Origin of the sequence: Sphingobacterium olei (assembly GCF_005048855.1) — a bacterium.
GTDB classification, from domain to species: Bacteria; Bacteroidota; Bacteroidia; order Sphingobacteriales; family Sphingobacteriaceae; genus Sphingobacterium; species Sphingobacterium olei.
In genome coordinates this window covers 211,530-227,249 of sequence record NZ_SUME01000002.1, presented here as the reverse complement: position 1 = coordinate 227,249, position 15,720 = coordinate 211,530, and the positions used below count along the sequence as shown (strand labels likewise).

20 protein-coding genes are annotated in these 15,720 nt (G+C 40.2%); all 20 read left to right on the top strand.

The window, feature by feature from the left end:
- Positions 1-6 precede the first annotated feature (6 nt).
- The 20 genes from fabG to FAZ15_RS05275 all read left to right on the top strand — a co-directional run bounded on the left by fabG (position 7) and on the right by FAZ15_RS05275 (position 15,691).
- Positions 7-738, top strand: a complete 732-nt coding sequence (gene fabG / locus FAZ15_RS05370) for a 3-oxoacyl-ACP reductase FabG (RefSeq protein WP_136900293.1) — start codon at positions 7-9, stop codon at positions 736-738.
- A gap of 6 nt (positions 739-744) precedes the next feature.
- Positions 745-1,965, top strand: coding sequence for a beta-ketoacyl-[acyl-carrier-protein] synthase family protein (locus FAZ15_RS05365; protein ID WP_136900292.1), 1,221 nt, complete (start codon positions 745-747; stop codon positions 1,963-1,965).
- Entirely contained in the window at positions 1,966-2,214 is a 249-nt protein-coding gene (locus FAZ15_RS05360) for an acyl carrier protein (protein ID WP_136819119.1), read from the top strand.
- A gap of 11 nt (positions 2,215-2,225) precedes the next feature.
- Complete coding sequence (locus FAZ15_RS05355; protein WP_136900291.1) at positions 2,226-3,104, top strand: LpxL/LpxP family acyltransferase; 879 nt, start codon at positions 2,226-2,228, stop codon at positions 3,102-3,104.
- Positions 3,105-3,113: 9 nt separating this feature from the next.
- The gene (locus tag FAZ15_RS05350; RefSeq protein WP_136900290.1) at positions 3,114-4,019 is read left to right on the top strand and encodes a dialkylrecorsinol condensing enzyme DarA; all 906 of its coding nucleotides are present in this window, start codon (positions 3,114-3,116) and stop codon (positions 4,017-4,019) included.
- Positions 4,020-5,153, top strand: coding sequence for a beta-ketoacyl-ACP synthase III (locus FAZ15_RS05345; RefSeq protein WP_136900289.1), 1,134 nt, complete (start codon positions 4,020-4,022; stop codon positions 5,151-5,153).
- Positions 5,154-5,160: 7 nt separating this feature from the next.
- The gene (locus FAZ15_RS05340; RefSeq protein WP_136900288.1) at positions 5,161-5,589 is read left to right on the top strand and encodes a hypothetical protein; all 429 of its coding nucleotides are present in this window, start codon (positions 5,161-5,163) and stop codon (positions 5,587-5,589) included.
- A 1-nt stretch (position 5,590) separates the two neighbouring features.
- Positions 5,591-6,052 (top strand): ABC transporter permease, encoded by a 462-nt coding sequence (locus FAZ15_RS05335; RefSeq protein WP_136900287.1) that lies wholly within the window; start codon positions 5,591-5,593, stop codon positions 6,050-6,052.
- A complete protein-coding gene (locus tag FAZ15_RS05330) occupies positions 6,049-6,453 on the top strand; it encodes a hypothetical protein (RefSeq protein ID WP_136900286.1) in 405 nt (134 codons plus the stop codon). Before FAZ15_RS05335 ends, FAZ15_RS05330 begins: the two co-directional genes overlap by 4 nt.
- Complete coding sequence (locus FAZ15_RS05325; RefSeq protein ID WP_136900285.1) at positions 6,453-7,454, top strand: BtrH N-terminal domain-containing protein; 1,002 nt, start codon at positions 6,453-6,455, stop codon at positions 7,452-7,454. Before FAZ15_RS05330 ends, FAZ15_RS05325 begins: the two co-directional genes overlap by 1 nt.
- Complete coding sequence (locus FAZ15_RS05320) at positions 7,454-8,212, top strand: ABC transporter ATP-binding protein (protein ID WP_136900284.1); 759 nt, start codon at positions 7,454-7,456, stop codon at positions 8,210-8,212. Before FAZ15_RS05325 ends, FAZ15_RS05320 begins: the two co-directional genes overlap by 1 nt.
- Positions 8,202-9,488 (top strand): ABC transporter permease, encoded by a 1,287-nt coding sequence (locus tag FAZ15_RS05315; RefSeq protein ID WP_162304882.1) that lies wholly within the window; start codon positions 8,202-8,204, stop codon positions 9,486-9,488. The genes FAZ15_RS05320 and FAZ15_RS05315 overlap by 11 nt, the downstream gene beginning before the upstream one ends.
- Entirely contained in the window at positions 9,463-9,909 is a 447-nt protein-coding gene (locus tag FAZ15_RS05310; protein WP_136900283.1) for an acyl-CoA thioesterase, read from the top strand. The genes FAZ15_RS05315 and FAZ15_RS05310 overlap by 26 nt, the downstream gene beginning before the upstream one ends.
- 28 nt (positions 9,910-9,937) lie before the next feature.
- The gene (locus FAZ15_RS05305; RefSeq protein ID WP_136900282.1) at positions 9,938-11,008 is read left to right on the top strand and encodes a beta-ketoacyl-[acyl-carrier-protein] synthase family protein; all 1,071 of its coding nucleotides are present in this window, start codon (positions 9,938-9,940) and stop codon (positions 11,006-11,008) included.
- Entirely contained in the window at positions 11,001-11,606 is a 606-nt protein-coding gene (locus FAZ15_RS05300; RefSeq protein ID WP_136900281.1) for a 3-oxoacyl-ACP synthase, read from the top strand. Before FAZ15_RS05305 ends, FAZ15_RS05300 begins: the two co-directional genes overlap by 8 nt.
- 2 nt (positions 11,607-11,608) lie before the next feature.
- Positions 11,609-11,866, top strand: a complete 258-nt coding sequence (locus FAZ15_RS05295) for a phosphopantetheine-binding protein (protein ID WP_136900280.1) — start codon at positions 11,609-11,611, stop codon at positions 11,864-11,866.
- A gap of 179 nt (positions 11,867-12,045) precedes the next feature.
- Positions 12,046-13,245 (top strand): beta-ketoacyl-[acyl-carrier-protein] synthase family protein, encoded by a 1,200-nt coding sequence (locus FAZ15_RS05290; protein WP_136900279.1) that lies wholly within the window; start codon positions 12,046-12,048, stop codon positions 13,243-13,245.
- Positions 13,245-14,309: a beta-ketoacyl synthase chain length factor gene (locus FAZ15_RS05285; RefSeq protein WP_136900278.1), complete on the top strand. Its 1,065-nt coding sequence runs from the start codon at positions 13,245-13,247 to the stop codon at positions 14,307-14,309. The genes FAZ15_RS05290 and FAZ15_RS05285 overlap by 1 nt, the downstream gene beginning before the upstream one ends.
- Positions 14,296-15,072 carry a polysaccharide deacetylase family protein gene (locus tag FAZ15_RS05280; RefSeq protein ID WP_202912323.1) on the top strand — a complete coding sequence of 259 codons (777 nt, stop codon included), beginning with the start codon at positions 14,296-14,298 and terminating at the stop codon, positions 15,070-15,072. Before FAZ15_RS05285 ends, FAZ15_RS05280 begins: the two co-directional genes overlap by 14 nt.
- Positions 15,062-15,691, top strand: coding sequence for an outer membrane lipoprotein carrier protein LolA (locus FAZ15_RS05275; protein WP_136900276.1), 630 nt, complete (start codon positions 15,062-15,064; stop codon positions 15,689-15,691). Before FAZ15_RS05280 ends, FAZ15_RS05275 begins: the two co-directional genes overlap by 11 nt.
- The last annotated feature ends 29 nt before the right edge of the window (positions 15,692-15,720 follow it).

The window sequence follows — 15,720 nt, the reverse complement described above, 5'->3', positions numbered from 1 at the left end:
ATCAGTATGATCTGTGCATTAGTAACGGGAGGTTCTAGAGGGATAGGACGCGCAATTTGTGAAAAATTGGCCGCAGATTCTGACTATTACATCTTGATTAATTATCAAGGTAATGAGGAAGCAGCGAAGCAATGCCTATCACTAGTTGAAGGAGCTGGTGGCAAAGGAGAGATACTAAAATTTGATGTGTCGGATTCCGAAGCGGTAGAAACAGCATTACAATCTTGGGTTGATAGAAACCCGGAAGCTGTTGTTGAAGTCATCGTTAATAATGCAGGTATAGCGCGGGATGGTTTATTCATGTGGATGAAAAAAGCAGACTGGCAATCGGTACTCGATATTTCGCTTAATGGCTTTTTTCATGTTACAAATTTCTTTATCCAAAAAATGCTGCGTAACCGTTATGGGCGTATTATTAATATTGTATCCGTGTCGGGGGTGAAGGGTACCGCAGGACAAACGAACTATTCGGCAGCGAAAGCCGGAATTATAGGCGCTACGAAGGCGCTTGCGCAAGAAGTTGCTAAACGAAATATCACAGTCAACGCAGTGGCTCCAGGATTTATACGTACCGATATGACCGCGGATATGGATGAAAAGGAACTCGTAAAGATGATTCCGGCGAATCGTTTTGGAGAGGCTGAAGAGGTAGCAGACCTAGTTTCTTTTTTGGCTTCAAAAAAATCTAGCTATATTACAGGTGAAGTTATTAATATTAACGGAGGTATTTATTCTTAAGTAATTATGGATAAACGGGTCGTGATTACAGGAATGGGCATCTATTCCTGTATAGGAACAAATTTAGCCGAGGTAACGAAATCGCTTTTTGAAGGTAAATCCGGTATTGTGGTCGACCCGGAGCGGATTTCTTTTGGATTTAAATCACCACTTACAGGGATGGTTCCAGCTCCCGACCTGAAAAAGATATTAAGTCGTCGTCAGCGAATCAGTATGGGCGAAGAATCCGAATATGCGTACATGGCTACGATGGAGGCCTTACAAAATTCCGGTATTGACATGTCTTATTTTGAGCATAACGAAGTCGGGATATTATTTGGAAACGATAGCGTTTCGAAGGCCGTTATCGAAGCAACAGATATTGCTAGGGAAAAGAAGGACACCCAATTAATTGGCTCTGGCGCTATCTTCAGATCAATGAACTCCACTGTAACCATGAATTTAGCGACCATTCTCGGATTAAAGGGCGTTAACATGAGCATCAGTGCCGCCTGTGCAAGTGGTTCTCACGCAATAGGCCTCGGGTTCATGTTTATTAAACAAGGACTTCAGGACGTTATTATTTGTGGAGGTGCACAGGAAATAAACCCCTATGCAATGGCAAGCTTTGATGGATTAGGCGTGTTTGCAACGGATATCGATCATCCTCAAAAAGCTTCCCGTCCATTTGATGTGCACCGAACGGGGCTTGTTCCGAGTGGAGGGGCAGCAACAATCATTTTAGAAAGTTACGAATCTGCTGTAAGCCGTGGCGCTCCTATTATTGCTGAAGTAGTGGGATATGGTTTTTCATCAAATGGTGGACATATTTCCACACCAAATATCGAAGGCCCGACTATTGCCATGCGTCGTGCCCTTGAACAGGCTGGTATATTCCCTGAACAAGTGGAGTATATCAATGCGCATGCCACATCCACGCCACTGGGAGATGCCAATGAGGCAAAAGCTATTTTGGAGGTTTTTGGTAAAAAGCCTTATGTAAGTTCTACTAAATCAATGACTGGGCATGAATGTTGGATGGCAGGGGCAAGTGAAATTGTATATTCAACATTGATGCTTCAAAACGGTTTCATAGCACCTAATATTAATCTGGAATCGCCAGATGATGACGTTAAAGAATTAAATTTAGTTTCTACAACAATTAAAAAAGAATTTGACATATATTTGTCTAATTCTTTTGGATTCGGTGGTACCAATTCAGCGATAGTGGTTAAGAGATTTAAATAAATGAGTAATACAGATATTAAGCAGAAAATAAACGACATATTGATTGAAGAATTTGAGGTGGATGAAGAGGTGATTAAACCAGGTGCCCCATTAAAGGAATCATTAGATTTGGATAGTTTAGACTATGTGGATTTAGTCGTTTTGATCGAATCAAATTTTGGAGTTAAATTGGGAGAAGCTGACTTTTCGGGTATGACGACCTTCCAAGATTTTTATAATGTGATTGAAAAGAAGATCGCGGCGAAATAATTGAATATAATATGAGCCAATGGGACGGAAAGTCTAAAGGAACACTCCTTGGCTATAAAATATTTGTTTTCTTGATCAGAAAACTTGGCGTCCGTACTGCTTACGGACTTCTTGTTTTTGTGGCATTTTATTATTTCATTTTCTACCCGGCTAACTTTAAAGAAATTTTCTACTATCTCCATAAACGTCAAGGTTTTTCAAGATGGACGTCTTTCTGGAAAGTTTACCAGACTTACTTCGTATTCGGACAGACTATCATAGACAAAGTAGCCATCTCTTCAGGATTGAGGAACCGTTTTACATACGAGTTTGACGGCATCGAGCACTTAAAACAAGCGTTGGAAGAGAAAAAGGGAGGCATTTTAATTAGTGCACATGTTGGTAATTTTGAAATTTCCGAACGTTTTTTTTCTGAACTTAATGTAGATTTTCAAATCAATCAGGTTACGGTAGACCAGGAAGTCTCAATCATCAAAGAATATCTGCAAAGTATTGCCGATAAATCCACGATTAAATATATCTTTATTAAAGACGACTTGTCGCATGTATTTGATATAAATGATGCGCTATCGAATAATGAATTAATATGTTTTACGGGAGACCGCTATTTTGATGGATCTAAAGTGCTGGAAGGAGAGCTTTTAGGTAAGAGCGCTATTTTTCCGGCAGGACCATTTCATTTGGCGTCTCGCTTGGGTGTGCCTGTGATCTTTGTATATGTGATGAAGGAATCTAATCTCCACTATCATTTGTATGCGCGTGTGGCGGAAGGTGTCAAACGTAGGGATGCACAATCGGTACTGAGAGCATACACGGCGAGTGTAGAAAAAATAGTAAGAAAATATCCCTTACAATGGTTTAATTTCTTTGATTTTTGGAAGAGAAAATAGTAACAGCAGATGAAGAACGTTTTAGTAATCTACTTTAGTCAGTCTGGACAACTGCAGGAAATTGCACAATCTATTTGTGGTCCAATGCTAGCCGATCCGGAGATCAATGTAGATGTTTATGAGATAAAAATGGTGCATTCCTTTCCTTTCCCCTGGACAGGAAGTGCATTTTTCAATACTTTCCCCGAGACATTTCAACAGATTCCCGAAGAAATTCACCCGCCTTCTCCAAGTGTTATGGAAAAAGAATACGATTTAGTATTGTTTCACTATCAGGTATGGTATCTGAGTCCTTCTATTCCCATCAATTCTTTTTTGAAAAGTAGATATGCCATGCCTTTGCTTAAGGGAAGGTCGATCATTACGGTAAGCGGAACCCGTAACATGTGGGCAAAAGCGCAGGATAAGGTAAAAACGCTGATCGTATCCAATGGAGGTGTGTTAGTCGGGAACATTGCGCTAACGGATCGGCATCCCAATTTAATCTCTGTCATTACCATTGTAGACTGGTTATTTTCAGGAGTGAAAAAGAAAGCTTTTGGAGTTTTTCCGATGCCGGGAGTTTCCGAGGAGGAAATTAAAAGTTCAGCAAAATTTGGTAGAATAATTATTCCCTATTTAAAAAATGGTAATTTTGAAAAGCTGCAAAATGAATTGGTAGAGAATGGGGCGGTAAAATTTAGCTTCTTCTTGGTTTCGATGGATCAAAAAGGTAACCGTATGTTTGATATTTGGTCCAAATTGATTTTAAGGAATCCTAAAAAGAGGAAAGCATTGGTAACGATGTTTAAATATTATGTGATATTGGCATTGTATGTGTTGTCACCGATTGTATTTGTTATAGAATTAATATTATATCCGGCACTATATTTTATAAAAATTAAAAAAGACAGAGCACATTATCTAGGAGTTTAAATGAACGAAGTATATATTAATAGAATCAGTAAATTTTTGCCTAATGATCCTATTTCTAATGACGAAATGGAGGATTATCTAGGAAAGATTAATGACCGCGAATCGAAAGCAAGACGGATTGTGTTGCGAAATAATGGTATAGAGACCCGATATTACGCACTTACTAAAGAGGGGAAGCCAACTCACACAAATGTAGAGCTGACGGCTAATGCAATTCGTAATCTATTGGATGATGAATTTTCTGGCGATCAAATCGAATTGATTTCCTGTGGTACATCTTCTCCAGATTATTTGATGCCTTCTCACGCGGTAATGGTTCATGGCGAATTGAAAAATGGCCAATCAGAAGTGAATTCCGCCTCCGGAAATTGCTGTGCGGGTATGAACGCATTGAAATTTGGCTATCTTTCTGTAAAGTCCGGAAACACGACCAATGCGGTGTGTACGGGGTCGGAGCGAATGTCTTCGTGGATGTTAGCCGATCATTTCAATAAGGAGGTTGAAAATCTTAAGGAATTGGAGGAGCAACCTATTATCGCATTCAATAAAGATTTTTTGCGTTGGATGCTTTCCGATGGTGCTGGTGCGTTCTTATTGCAAAATAAACCGAAAGGGGAATTGCCGTTAAAAATTGAATGGATAGAAGGGTACTCGTATGCGCATGAACTGGAGGTGTGTATGTATGCTGGCTCGGAAAAACAAGAAGATGGCTCCTTAAAATCATTCAGTGATTATCCTGCTGAAGAGTGGTTGAATCAATCCATTTTTGCGGTGAAGCAGGATACCAAGTTATTGGATAAATATATCCTGGATAAAGGGGTGGAAAGCACCAAACATGCGCTGGCAAAACATCATATCACGCCAAATGATATAGATTATATTTTGCCGCACGTCTCCTCGCACTATTTTGTAGATGGACTTTACGAACGATTAGTGAACGCGGGACTCGAGTTTACGCGGGAGAAATGGTTTTTGAATTTGAAGACCATAGGAAATGTAGGGGCAGGGTCGGTGTATCTTATGTTAGAAGAACTCGTAAATTCGGGCAAGCTAAAAAAAGGGCAGCACATCTATCTGTGTGTTCCCGAAAGTGCACGATTTACGTATTCATATGCTTATTTAACCGTTTGTTAGTCCAAATATGAACTTGCCCATCCATGACGATCAAATTTTGAAGTTAATCCCGCAGAGGCATCCTATCATTATGGTAGATACGCTATATACCTATGTGGAAGATTACCTTTTGTCTGGTCTTCATGTTCGTGCCGATACATTGTTTGTTGATATTGAAACGCTTCAAGAATGTGGATTGTTAGAGCATATGGCGCAATCGGTAGCTTTACACACAGGCTTTGATTATTTCCGGAGAAATGAAGAAGCTCCTACAGGCTATATCGGATCTATGCAGGGTGTAGAATTGCTTGCCTTGCCAAAAGTGGGTGATGAAGTACAGACCGAAGTACAGATTATTCAGGAGTTTATGGGTGTTACCTTAGTGAATATCACCTCCAAAGTAAGGGGTGAGGTGATTGGAAAGGCACAAATGAAAACGGTTATAGCTTCGAGTTAATATGTCATCGGCAGATAATATCATCGAGATACAGGCATTTTTACCACATCGAAAGCCCATGCTTATGGTAGATCACATCGCAGAAATATCGCCCGACCATGTAATATGCCATTTTTTGATTCGGGCAGACAATGTGTTATTAGCTGATGATCTTTTCCAAGAAAGTGGGTTAGTAGAAAATATGGCTCAGGTATGTTCTTCTATTGTCGGACAAACCTATTATGAGAAGGACTACAACGCGGAAGTCGACGAGCGGGCGATTGGATTTATTTCGGGCATAAAAAGTTTGCGTATTTTAGCACTTCCGCAGGTAGGAGATCTATTGATTACGGAAGCGACATTGACATCGCAGTTTGATGGGCATGACTACAGTATCTGTACCATGCAGGTGTCCAGCAGGATCGGAGAAAAACGTTGTGCAGAGGCGGAGATCAATTTATTTTTAAAAAAGAGGAATAAATGAAGAAATCTGAAGTTCCACAGGATGATGGAAGAGTAGTTCAAAAAGGATCGCGGGAGTTGTATTATGCACTGGATGAAAATGGCGAATATACAACGGCATTGAGTACGGGTTGGGAAGCCAAAAATATCGTGCAAGACCATACGATGGAAGTTTTGCAGCAAGAAATAAACAGGGCCAGGGCAGATGTTAAAGCGGGGTTGAGCAGCCCAATTCAATACTTTATGTTACTCAACCGGATGGATTGGGGTTTACTTGCTGAATATACGGGGTATTGGAAATGGCGCGTGAAGCGACATAATAAACCCGAGGCGTTCAGAAAGTTATCAGATAAACAATTGCAGAAATATGCAGACGTGTTCGAAATTACTGTGGAGGAATTAAAAAATTATAAAGGAGATTAATGCAATTAGATTTTACACATCACCAAACGGCTCATTGTGAAAATGGTGTTGCGTCAAATTTATTGCGCAACAAGGGCTTAAATATTAGTGAGCCGATGGTTTTTGGTTTAGGGTCAGGATTGTTTTATGTATATCTTCCCTTTTTAAGGGTTAGCAATGCCCCCGGATTAAGCTATAGGCCTATGCCGGGATGGATATTCGGAAGAATGGCGCGTCGGTTAGGCATTAAAATAAAACGTCAAAAGTTTTCGAGTAAAGAGCGGGCGCAACAGCAACTGGATGATAACTTAAAAAATAATATTCCTTCGGGATTACAAGTGGGCGTATATCATCTGCCTTATTTTCCCGACGATTACCGTTTCCATTTCAATGCCCACAATATTGTTGTATATGGAAAAGAGGAACATGAATATCTGATCAGTGATCCAACCATGGAGGGTGTAAATCGCTTGACAGATAAGGAATTGGAAAAAGTTCGCTTCTCGAAGGGTGTACTAGCACCAAAGGGACATATCTATTATCCAACGTATATCCCACGGGAAGAAACGATAGATTGGGAGAGGGCAATCCTCAAATCCATTAAAAAAACCTGTAATGATATGTTGGCACCTGTGCCTATCATTGGGGTTAGGGGAATGCGGATGGTAGCCCGTGCAATATTAAAATGGCCAAAGAAACATGGCGTTGCAAAAGCAAATTATTATTTAGCCCAAATGGTACGTATGCAAGAGGAAATTGGTACGGGCGGAGGAGGTTTTCGCTATATTTATTCGGCTTTCTTGCAGGAAGCGAGTAAAAAGATCAATAACCCTCGTTTGCTTCAGCTTTCGGTAGAAATGACTGAAATCGGTGACTTATGGCGTGATTTTGCTGTAGCGGCCTCCCGTGTTTATAAAAAACGTAGTAACCAAGAAAATATGTATGTGGCCTTATCTACGGATTTAATGAAATTAGCTGATCTAGAAGAAGCATTTTTTAAAAAACTTAAAAAAGTAGTTTGATGGACGTACAGGCTATTATCCATGTAGAGAACCTTTCTAAACAATATAAGAACAGTGATTTCGTGGCTGTAGATAATCTGTTCTTGGATATTCAAAAAGGCGAAATTTTTGGCCTCTTAGGACCAAATGGAGCAGGTAAAACTACATTGATTTCTATGCTCTGCGGTCTGATAAAACCAACTTCGGGACATTTTTCCATTGATCAGAAGACCTACAAAGAAAATGGTTTAGCGATACGTAAATCTATTGGTGTAGTCCCGCAGGAGTACGCGCTTTATCCTACCCTGACTGCGCATGAAAACCTAAGTTATTTTGGGGCTATGCATGGGCTGAGAGGACGAGGTCTTAAGGAACTAGTCAATGTTTCACTAGAAAAGATGGGACTGACGCGTTTCGCGAACAAACAGGTAGGGACATTCTCGGGTGGTATGAAAAGGAGGGTAAATTTACTGGCTGGTGTGCTGCACCGTCCTAAAGTGCTTTTTCTGGATGAACCTACGGTAGGGGTCGATGTACAATCCAAAAATGCAATTATTGATTTTTTAAAAGAACTTAATGGGCAAGGGGCAACCATTGTTTATACATCTCATCACTTAATTGAAGCACAAGAATTATGTGATCGGATCGCTATTATCGAGGGCGGTAAAATAATCGCTCAAGGTACACCAAATGCATTGATTAACTCGGTTGTAGATGCACGAAATTTAGAAGATGTTTTCATTGCAATGACAGGAAGGGGGCTTAGAGATGGTATATAAACTGGGAATGGCGGTCAAAAAAGAATTGCTATTGCAAATACGGGATATCGGTGGGCTCATCATCCTCTTTGTGATGCCGTTGTTGCTTCTTATCACGATTACCGTCGTGCAAAAAGGATCTTTTGATTCGTTGACAGGTGCCAAAATTCCGGTATTACTGGTAGACAATGATCAGGACTCTATCTCGTATGCTATCCAAAAGGAATTGGGATCAATAGGAAACTTTACTTTAGTCAATCAAATAAACGGTATACCGGTCATAGAAGAAGAAGCGAAACAGGCCGTATTTAAGGGCGATTTCCAACTCGCGATTGTATTACCTGCAAATATGACGTCGGATTTGAACAGGCAGGTGCAGCAGAATGTGGATCGCATTATGAGCGAATTCAGTTATGCAGAGGAAGATACCGTAGCCGTTGAAAATCTACCGGTAGCCGGCAAAGAGATTAGACTATATTTTGACCCCGCGACTCAACCTTCGTTCAAAACCGCAGTAAAAAGCTCTATTGATAAACTAGTTGCCACGATCGAAACGGGACGCATCTATGCTAAATTTCAGGAGCAGCTCAGCGATGAGGTAGACGATGCATTTGAACAGAAAGCATTCATCTCCTTTAAAGAAATCGGTCCTGAGAAGGAAGGCGAAGAAATAAAACCCGATGCCGGCCAGCATAATGTACCAGCATGGACGTTATTTGCGATATTTTTTATCATCGTTCCGTTATCTATTAATATTGTAAAGGAAAAATCGCAGGGTACGATGATTCGCTTAATTACAAATCCTGTTCCCTATTATGTATTTATTTTGGGTAAAACGATTAGCTATCTTTTTATTAGTCTGATACAGTTTTATCTGATGTTAGCCGTTGGTGTCTACTTATTTCCACTAATGGGGATTCCGGCTTTTGAAATAGACAATAACTTTTTGAAACTTTCGGTGTTAGCGATATTTTCTGGGTTGGCTGCGATTGGAACAGGTATAGCTGTAGGGACGATTGCGACTACACAAGAGCAGTCAGCACCCTTTGGTGCTACTTTCGTTGTGATATTGGCGGCAATTGGCGGGGTGTGGGTTCCCGTATTTATTATGCCCAAGGTAATGCAAGTTATTTCTAAGATTTCACCGATGAATTGGGCGTTGAACGGATTTTATGATGTATTGCTTCGGAATGGATCATGGATAGACATCATGCCTGAGATTATTTTGTTATTTTTGTTTTTCGGGCTTACCATAGCCATAGCCATTATATATGATAAAAAGAAAAGAACTATATAACGAAATTCTTCACCTCAGCGTTTCGAAAGAAGTGAGTATTCGCTTTAATGAGGTGGATTCGTTGGGTATCGTATGGCATGGTCACTACATTTCTTATTTCGAAGATGGAAGAGAAGCTTTTGGCGTGTTACATGGAATAGATTATCTTACGGTACAACGTGAAGGTTATACTACACCGATTGTAAAATCAATCTGTGAGCACAAATTGCCACTTCGGTACGGTGATGTATGCCGTATTGAGACCACCTTTGTGGATACACCTACGGCTAAATTGATCTTTCGGTATCGTATTTTTAATGCGCATAATCAGTTGGCATGTACCGGAGAAACTGTTCAGGTTTTTTTAGATGCAGCGAACAATCTAGTGTTAAATACACCGGCTTTTATCATGGATTGGAAGAAAAAAATGGGTTTATTATAGCGTGTTTTCTCCTATATACATATCGGATATGAATTGTGTAACTCCTTTAGGTTTGGATTTACAGCACAATTGGACTGCCTTATTGGAAGAGAATACCGGGATTGATGTGCATACAGTGGGGAGTTTTGAAAATATCTATACGGCGAAAATAAAAAATCTTCCAACCGTTCAGCCAGATTTGACTTATTTGGAAACCATGCTCTATTTGGCGCTAAAACCGCTGATAAGATCAAAAATCCTACATGCAAAAACAGGATTTATTCTGTCAACAACGAAAGGGAATATAGATTTTTTATCGGAGGGAAAATCAGAAGAGGCAGAGTTGAATAAGCTGGCTGTTAAAGTAGCGGGTCTTTTTGGATTTATTACAGCGCCTATCGTAGTCTCACATGCATGTGTGTCAGGACTTTTAGCCGTTTCGGTTGCGAAAAGGTTGATACAGATGGGACAATTTGATGAAGTTTTCGTGCTGGCGGGGGATAAGGTAAGCGAATTCGTAATATCTGGATTTAATGCATTTCAAGCGATGAGTGCCAAGCCCTGCAAACCATTTGATGCAGAACGTGATGGTGTAACACTAGGCGAAGCTGCTGGCGCTATTTTGGTGACCAAATCGCCGGAACATGCGTTAGTAGAAATTGTAGGTGAAGGGGCGATCAACGATGCCAATCATATTTCGGGCCCCTCGAGAACGGGAGAAGGATTATATCGAAGTATTTCTTCGGCGTTGAACGAAGCAGGTATCGACGCCTCTGCGATTGATTTTATATCAGCGCATGGAACAGCTACATCCTATAATGATGAAATGGAAGCAATCGCTTTTGACCGTTTGGGAATGCATGAAATTCCGGTCAATAGTTTGAAAGGATATTATGGACATACGCTAGGCGCTTCTGGGCTGTTGGAATTAATTGTTTCTATTCTATCCCTGCAGCATAACAAATTGATCCCCACCAAAGGATTTGTAAGTAGGGGCACGTCGAAGGATGTCAATATCATCACCCAAAAGATGGATGTTCCGTTAACCTATATGTTAAAAACGGCTTCGGGCTTCGGTGGTAGTAATGCCGCAGCAATTTTAAAAAAAGTTAATGGATAGTCCATTGTACATATCGCATTATTGTAAAATAGAAAAGGGACTTATTTCTGTTGATGGAAATGTTATTTTTCATGCAGGCGAAGCTCAATTTTCTGATTTTATCAAGCAGGCTTTTAAGTACCAACAGCTAGATTATCCCAAATTTTACAAAATGGATAATCTAAGCAAACTGGCTTTTTTATCCGCCGAAGTGCTGTTAAGAGATGAGGAGGATAAAGAAGATATTGCATTGGTTTTGGCCAATAAATCGGGAAGTTTGGATACGGATGTAAAGCATCAGGAGAGTATTCAAGATGCCGCTAATTTTTATCCGAGTCCGGCTGTTTTTGTATATACGTTGGCCAATATATGTGGAGGTGAAATTAGTATCCGCCATGGTATGAAATCCGAGCAGGTCTTTTTCGTGAGTGATGCATTCGATGCCACCACGATTTTCAACTATGCGACGTATCTATTAGCAAGCCAGAAGGCAAAAAAAGTATTATGTGGCTGGGTTGAACTTTTCGAAGAAAATTATAAAGCAGTTTTGTATCTTGTTGAACGTTCGGGAACTAAGCTACATACAATAAATAATATTAATCAATTAGTTAAAAATTAAAAATGGAAGAGTTAAAAGAGGAACTAAAGGGTAAAATCATTGAAGTATTAAACTTGGAGGATGTTGCGGTAGCTGATATCGATGATTCTGACGCTTTATTTGGTGATGGGTTAGGTCTGGATTCTATTGACGCATTGGAGCTTATTGTACTTTTAGATAAAGAATATGGTATTAAATTGAGTGATCCTAAACAAGGTAAATCCATCTTCGAATCTGTAAATACCATGGCAGAATATATTGCTAAAAACCGAACAAAATAAGAGCCTGTTTAAATTTTATTGCTCACTACATGACAAAAAATGAAAATCATATAAAAACCACGAAGTGCTCTGCGAAGCAAAACGCGTCATTGCGAGAAGGTACGACGAAGCAATGACGGTGACAGATTTTTTGTCATGTACTAAAATATTATTGTTAAAATTTTAAACAGGCTCTAAATATGCAGAACGGTATTGCTATCACAGGTATGGGAATCGTATCGGCTATCGGATTATCGGTGGCTGATAATCTCAATTCTTTACGCAATGCACAGAAAGGGATTACTCAGGTAGATAATTTCGAGACTTCTTTGCGGGATAGGGTGCGCGTAGGGGAGATAAAGCTATCCAACGAGCAGTTGAGCGAAAAATTGCATCTCCCGATTGATAATAGTATGACACGTACGGGTATGTTAGGGGCTTTGGCCGCCCAACAGGCTGTAGCAAATGCTCAGATTGACGTGACATCACAAAATTATCGGACCGGACTGGTTTCTTCAACGAGTGTCGGAGGGATGGATATCACCGAGAAGTATTTTTACGCATACGAAAACCGACCCGAGCTTCATCGCTACATTGCCAGTCATGATGCCGGTGTATCTTCTCAACATATCGCCGACCACTTAGGCCTGAAGGGCTTCGTTACGACGATAAGTACGGCCTGTTCATCTGCTGCAAATGCCATCATGTTGGGTGCTCAACTGATTAAATCCGGTAGACTGGACCGCGTGATTGTAGGAGGTACGGATGCATTGAGCAAGTTTACATTGAATGGATTTAATACGCTAATGATTCTGTCAGATACCTACTGTAAACCCTTTGATCAAAACCGAAAAGGTTTGAATTTGGGTGAAGCAGCAGCATATTTGATCCTGGAATCGGATGAAATCGTCCGAAAGGAAAATAAAAAAGTGCTTGCTTATCTTTCGGGATATGGCAATGCCAACGATGCTTTTCACCAAACAGCCTCGTCCGAAAATGGTGAAGGAGCGTACCTGGCGATGCAAAAAGCATTTAAAATAGCTAGACTAAGTCCGCAGGATATTGATTACATCAATGCACATGGTACGGCAACACCAAATAATGATTTGTCGGAAGGCCGTGCCTTGATTCGGGTATTTGGTGAGCGGGTGCCGGCATTTAGTTCGACCAAAGCATATACGGGGCATACATTGGCTGCAGCAGCAGGAATAGAAGCGGTCTATAGTATATTGGCCTTGCAAAATGATCTCCTATTTCCGAATCTCAACTTCGAAACACCGATGGAAGAATTTCAATTGTTGCCGCAAATGAGATTACTTCACCAATCCGTAAATCATGTATTGTCCAATTCCTTCGGGTTTGGAGGAAATTGTTCTACTTTAATATTCTCAAAAGCCTAATGAAGAATCCGTGTTATATTAATGGAATAGGAGCGGTCAATGCACAAGGTACTTGGAGCGATGATCCTTTTACCCATATAGCAGAGATCAGCAATCCGTTGACCATGGCAATCCAGCCTTCTTATAAAGAACTCATACCCCCGGCAATGATTCGAAGGATGTCAAAGGGGATTAAAATGGGGATATTTGCTTCGCAACAAGCTTTGGATGACGCAGCGATGGGTCAGGTAGATGCGATTATCACGGGTACGGGTTTGGGGTGTTTGGAGGATTCCGAAAAATTTCTGAGGAATGTGTTGGATAATGATGAACAGTTTTTGACGCCTACTTCATTTATTCAATCTACGCACAATACTGTAGGTGCACAGATTGCGCTAAGATTGGGATGTAAATCGTACAATTTTACCTATGTGAACGGAGCGACATCGTTTGAATCTGCTTTATTGGATGCCCTTATACAAATGGAATCTGAAGAAGCAAATCACGTTTTGGTAGGTGGAATAGACGAAATTGCTGGGCAGACTTTTGTTCTTAAGCAGTTAGTCCAAGAGGTGAAGGCCAATGGAACAGAAGAAAAGCTTAGGGATTCGCAATCTCCAGGAGTCAATTTCGGAGAGGGTGGAACCTTCTTTGCGTTGAGTACCGCAAAAAAAGACAATACATATGCCCAAATTTTAGACGTATCTATCCAGAATAAGTCAGCAACAGAGGAGCTCACAGACTTTGTTACGTCTTTTTTAACCCGAAATCAAATTTCTTTAGCAGATATATCTGCAGTTGTCATAGGCAATAATGGCGATTTGGTATACGATAAATACTATACCTCCTTTTGCACTTTATTCGCGGACAAACCGCAGATTTTCTACAAGCATCTTGTTGGGCAATCGGATGTAGCGGCCGCATTTGGACTAGCTACGGCTGCGTTTGTTTTAAAGAATCAGATCATCCCAGAAGCTATTCAATGGAATGCAGTAAAACATTCTGCGTTGAACTATGTTTTACTATATAACCAATACTTGGGAAAAGATCATAGCCTCACTTTATTGCACCATGTGGAAACATAAAAACATAGTCCCCATTTTACTTGTGCTCGGAATTATAAGCGCATTACTCGCTTTATTTGCCGTTAGCTCATGGTGGTGGGTGTTTTTGGTTGTGTTCGTATGGTTGGGCATTACGACATGGGGTTCTTTTGATGTCCGACAAAGCTATTTTACAGATGTATTTTATAAAAAACAACGTGAAAGCCGTCGAAGAATTGCGCTTACTTTTGATGATGGGCCTACCCCGATGACACTTGAAATTTTGACGTTACTAAAACAGTATCAAGCTAAAGCCACTTTTTTCTGTATTGGAAAACAGATTAATAAACATCCGGATATCTTTAGAAAAATTATAGAAGAAGGGCATACGATCGGCAACCATACGATGAATCATTCTAAAGGATTTGGTTTTTTGAATGCACATCAAGTGGAACAGGAAATTGACAGTTGTGATGCATCTATTAATGATATTGTGCCGCATAAACCACGTTTTTTTAGGCCGCCGTTTGGTGTAACTAATCCTTCTGTCGCTAAAGCAGTCCAAGAGACTAAACATCATGTGATCGGTTGGAGTAATCGTTCGTTGGATACCCTAATTACGGATGAGAATAAAATATTTGATCGTGTGTCAAGACGTTTGGTGCCGGGAGATATTGTTTTGTTTCACGATACATCGAATAAGACGCTTCGTGTGGTAGTCCGTCTCTTAGAATACATGCAGCAGGAAAACTTCGAATCGGTAACGGTCGATGAATTGTTAAATTTGCAGGCGTATGAACATTAATATAGTTGTATTTACTTTTTTTTGTTGTTGGATGTCGATAGGTTTCGCCCAGGAGCAAAAAATGTCAGTTTCAGATATCGCAAATTTCCAAAGTGCTATGCGTAAGTCCGTTCAGTTGAAAACATTAGCGGCCGATTTTACACAGTATAAAAAAGTGAGCTATGTAAAGAATGAACTGGTTTCCTCAGGCAAGTTTTACGTGAAGAATCCAGATAAATTGGCTTGGATCTACCGTAATCCAGTCTCTTCTGCCTTAATTTTTAAAGATAAAAAAATCACGATAGAAGAAAAGGGTAGTAAAAAAACGATGGATGTGTCGCGCAGCAAGCAGTTTGAGAAGATTAGTCAGGCTATCCAATCCAATATGAACGGGGGAATCTATCAAGGTAACGAGTTTTCATCTTCTTATTTCCAAACCAATAAGCAGTATATTCTTAAGTTAGATCCTATAGCAAAGGACGTGAAAAAAGCGATGAAACAGCTCGTCCTTTATTTTGATAAGTCTAGCTACCAGGTTTCTGAAGTAAAGTTATTAGATAACGCTAACGGGTTTACCCGATTTGTCTTTAGTCATCATCGGGTGAATGAAGCCATTGCTGATGCTATTTTTGAGTTGTAAAAATCTAGTTCATAAAAGAAAAGGGTGAG

What these genes read in the sequence shown, in the direction of transcription:
- FAZ15_RS05290 (WP_136900279.1), top strand. Translation starts at nt 12,046, where the DNA reads ATGCAGAACGGTATTGCTATCACAGGTATGGGAATCGTATCGGCTATC.
- FAZ15_RS05280 (WP_202912323.1), top strand. Translation starts at nt 14,296, where the DNA reads ATGTGGAAACATAAAAACATAGTCCCCATTTTACTTGTGCTCGGAATT.
- FAZ15_RS05320 (WP_136900284.1), top strand. Translation starts at nt 7,454, where the DNA reads ATGGACGTACAGGCTATTATCCATGTAGAGAACCTTTCTAAACAATAT.
- FAZ15_RS05330 (WP_136900286.1), top strand. Translation starts at nt 6,049, where the DNA reads ATGAAGAAATCTGAAGTTCCACAGGATGATGGAAGAGTAGTTCAAAAA.
- FAZ15_RS05360 (WP_136819119.1), top strand. Translation starts at nt 1,966, where the DNA reads ATGAGTAATACAGATATTAAGCAGAAAATAAACGACATATTGATTGAA.
- FAZ15_RS05345 (WP_136900289.1), top strand. Translation starts at nt 4,020, where the DNA reads ATGAACGAAGTATATATTAATAGAATCAGTAAATTTTTGCCTAATGAT.
- FAZ15_RS05285 (WP_136900278.1), top strand. Translation starts at nt 13,245, where the DNA reads ATGAAGAATCCGTGTTATATTAATGGAATAGGAGCGGTCAATGCACAA.
- FAZ15_RS05305 (WP_136900282.1), top strand. Translation starts at nt 9,938, where the DNA reads ATGAATTGTGTAACTCCTTTAGGTTTGGATTTACAGCACAATTGGACT.
- FAZ15_RS05350 (WP_136900290.1), top strand. Translation starts at nt 3,114, where the DNA reads ATGAAGAACGTTTTAGTAATCTACTTTAGTCAGTCTGGACAACTGCAG.
- FAZ15_RS05295 (WP_136900280.1), top strand. Translation starts at nt 11,609, where the DNA reads ATGGAAGAGTTAAAAGAGGAACTAAAGGGTAAAATCATTGAAGTATTA.
- FAZ15_RS05355 (WP_136900291.1), top strand. Translation starts at nt 2,226, where the DNA reads ATGAGCCAATGGGACGGAAAGTCTAAAGGAACACTCCTTGGCTATAAA.
- FAZ15_RS05315 (WP_162304882.1), top strand. Translation starts at nt 8,202, where the DNA reads ATGGTATATAAACTGGGAATGGCGGTCAAAAAAGAATTGCTATTGCAA.
- FAZ15_RS05325 (WP_136900285.1), top strand. Translation starts at nt 6,453, where the DNA reads ATGCAATTAGATTTTACACATCACCAAACGGCTCATTGTGAAAATGGT.
- FAZ15_RS05300 (WP_136900281.1), top strand. Translation starts at nt 11,001, where the DNA reads ATGGATAGTCCATTGTACATATCGCATTATTGTAAAATAGAAAAGGGA.
- FAZ15_RS05310 (WP_136900283.1), top strand. Translation starts at nt 9,463, where the DNA reads ATGATAAAAAGAAAAGAACTATATAACGAAATTCTTCACCTCAGCGTT.
- FAZ15_RS05340 (WP_136900288.1), top strand. Translation starts at nt 5,161, where the DNA reads ATGAACTTGCCCATCCATGACGATCAAATTTTGAAGTTAATCCCGCAG.
- fabG (WP_136900293.1), top strand. Translation starts at nt 7, where the DNA reads ATGATCTGTGCATTAGTAACGGGAGGTTCTAGAGGGATAGGACGCGCA.
- FAZ15_RS05365 (WP_136900292.1), top strand. Translation starts at nt 745, where the DNA reads ATGGATAAACGGGTCGTGATTACAGGAATGGGCATCTATTCCTGTATA.
- FAZ15_RS05335 (WP_136900287.1), top strand. Translation starts at nt 5,591, where the DNA reads ATGTCATCGGCAGATAATATCATCGAGATACAGGCATTTTTACCACAT.
- FAZ15_RS05275 (WP_136900276.1), top strand. Translation starts at nt 15,062, where the DNA reads ATGAACATTAATATAGTTGTATTTACTTTTTTTTGTTGTTGGATGTCG.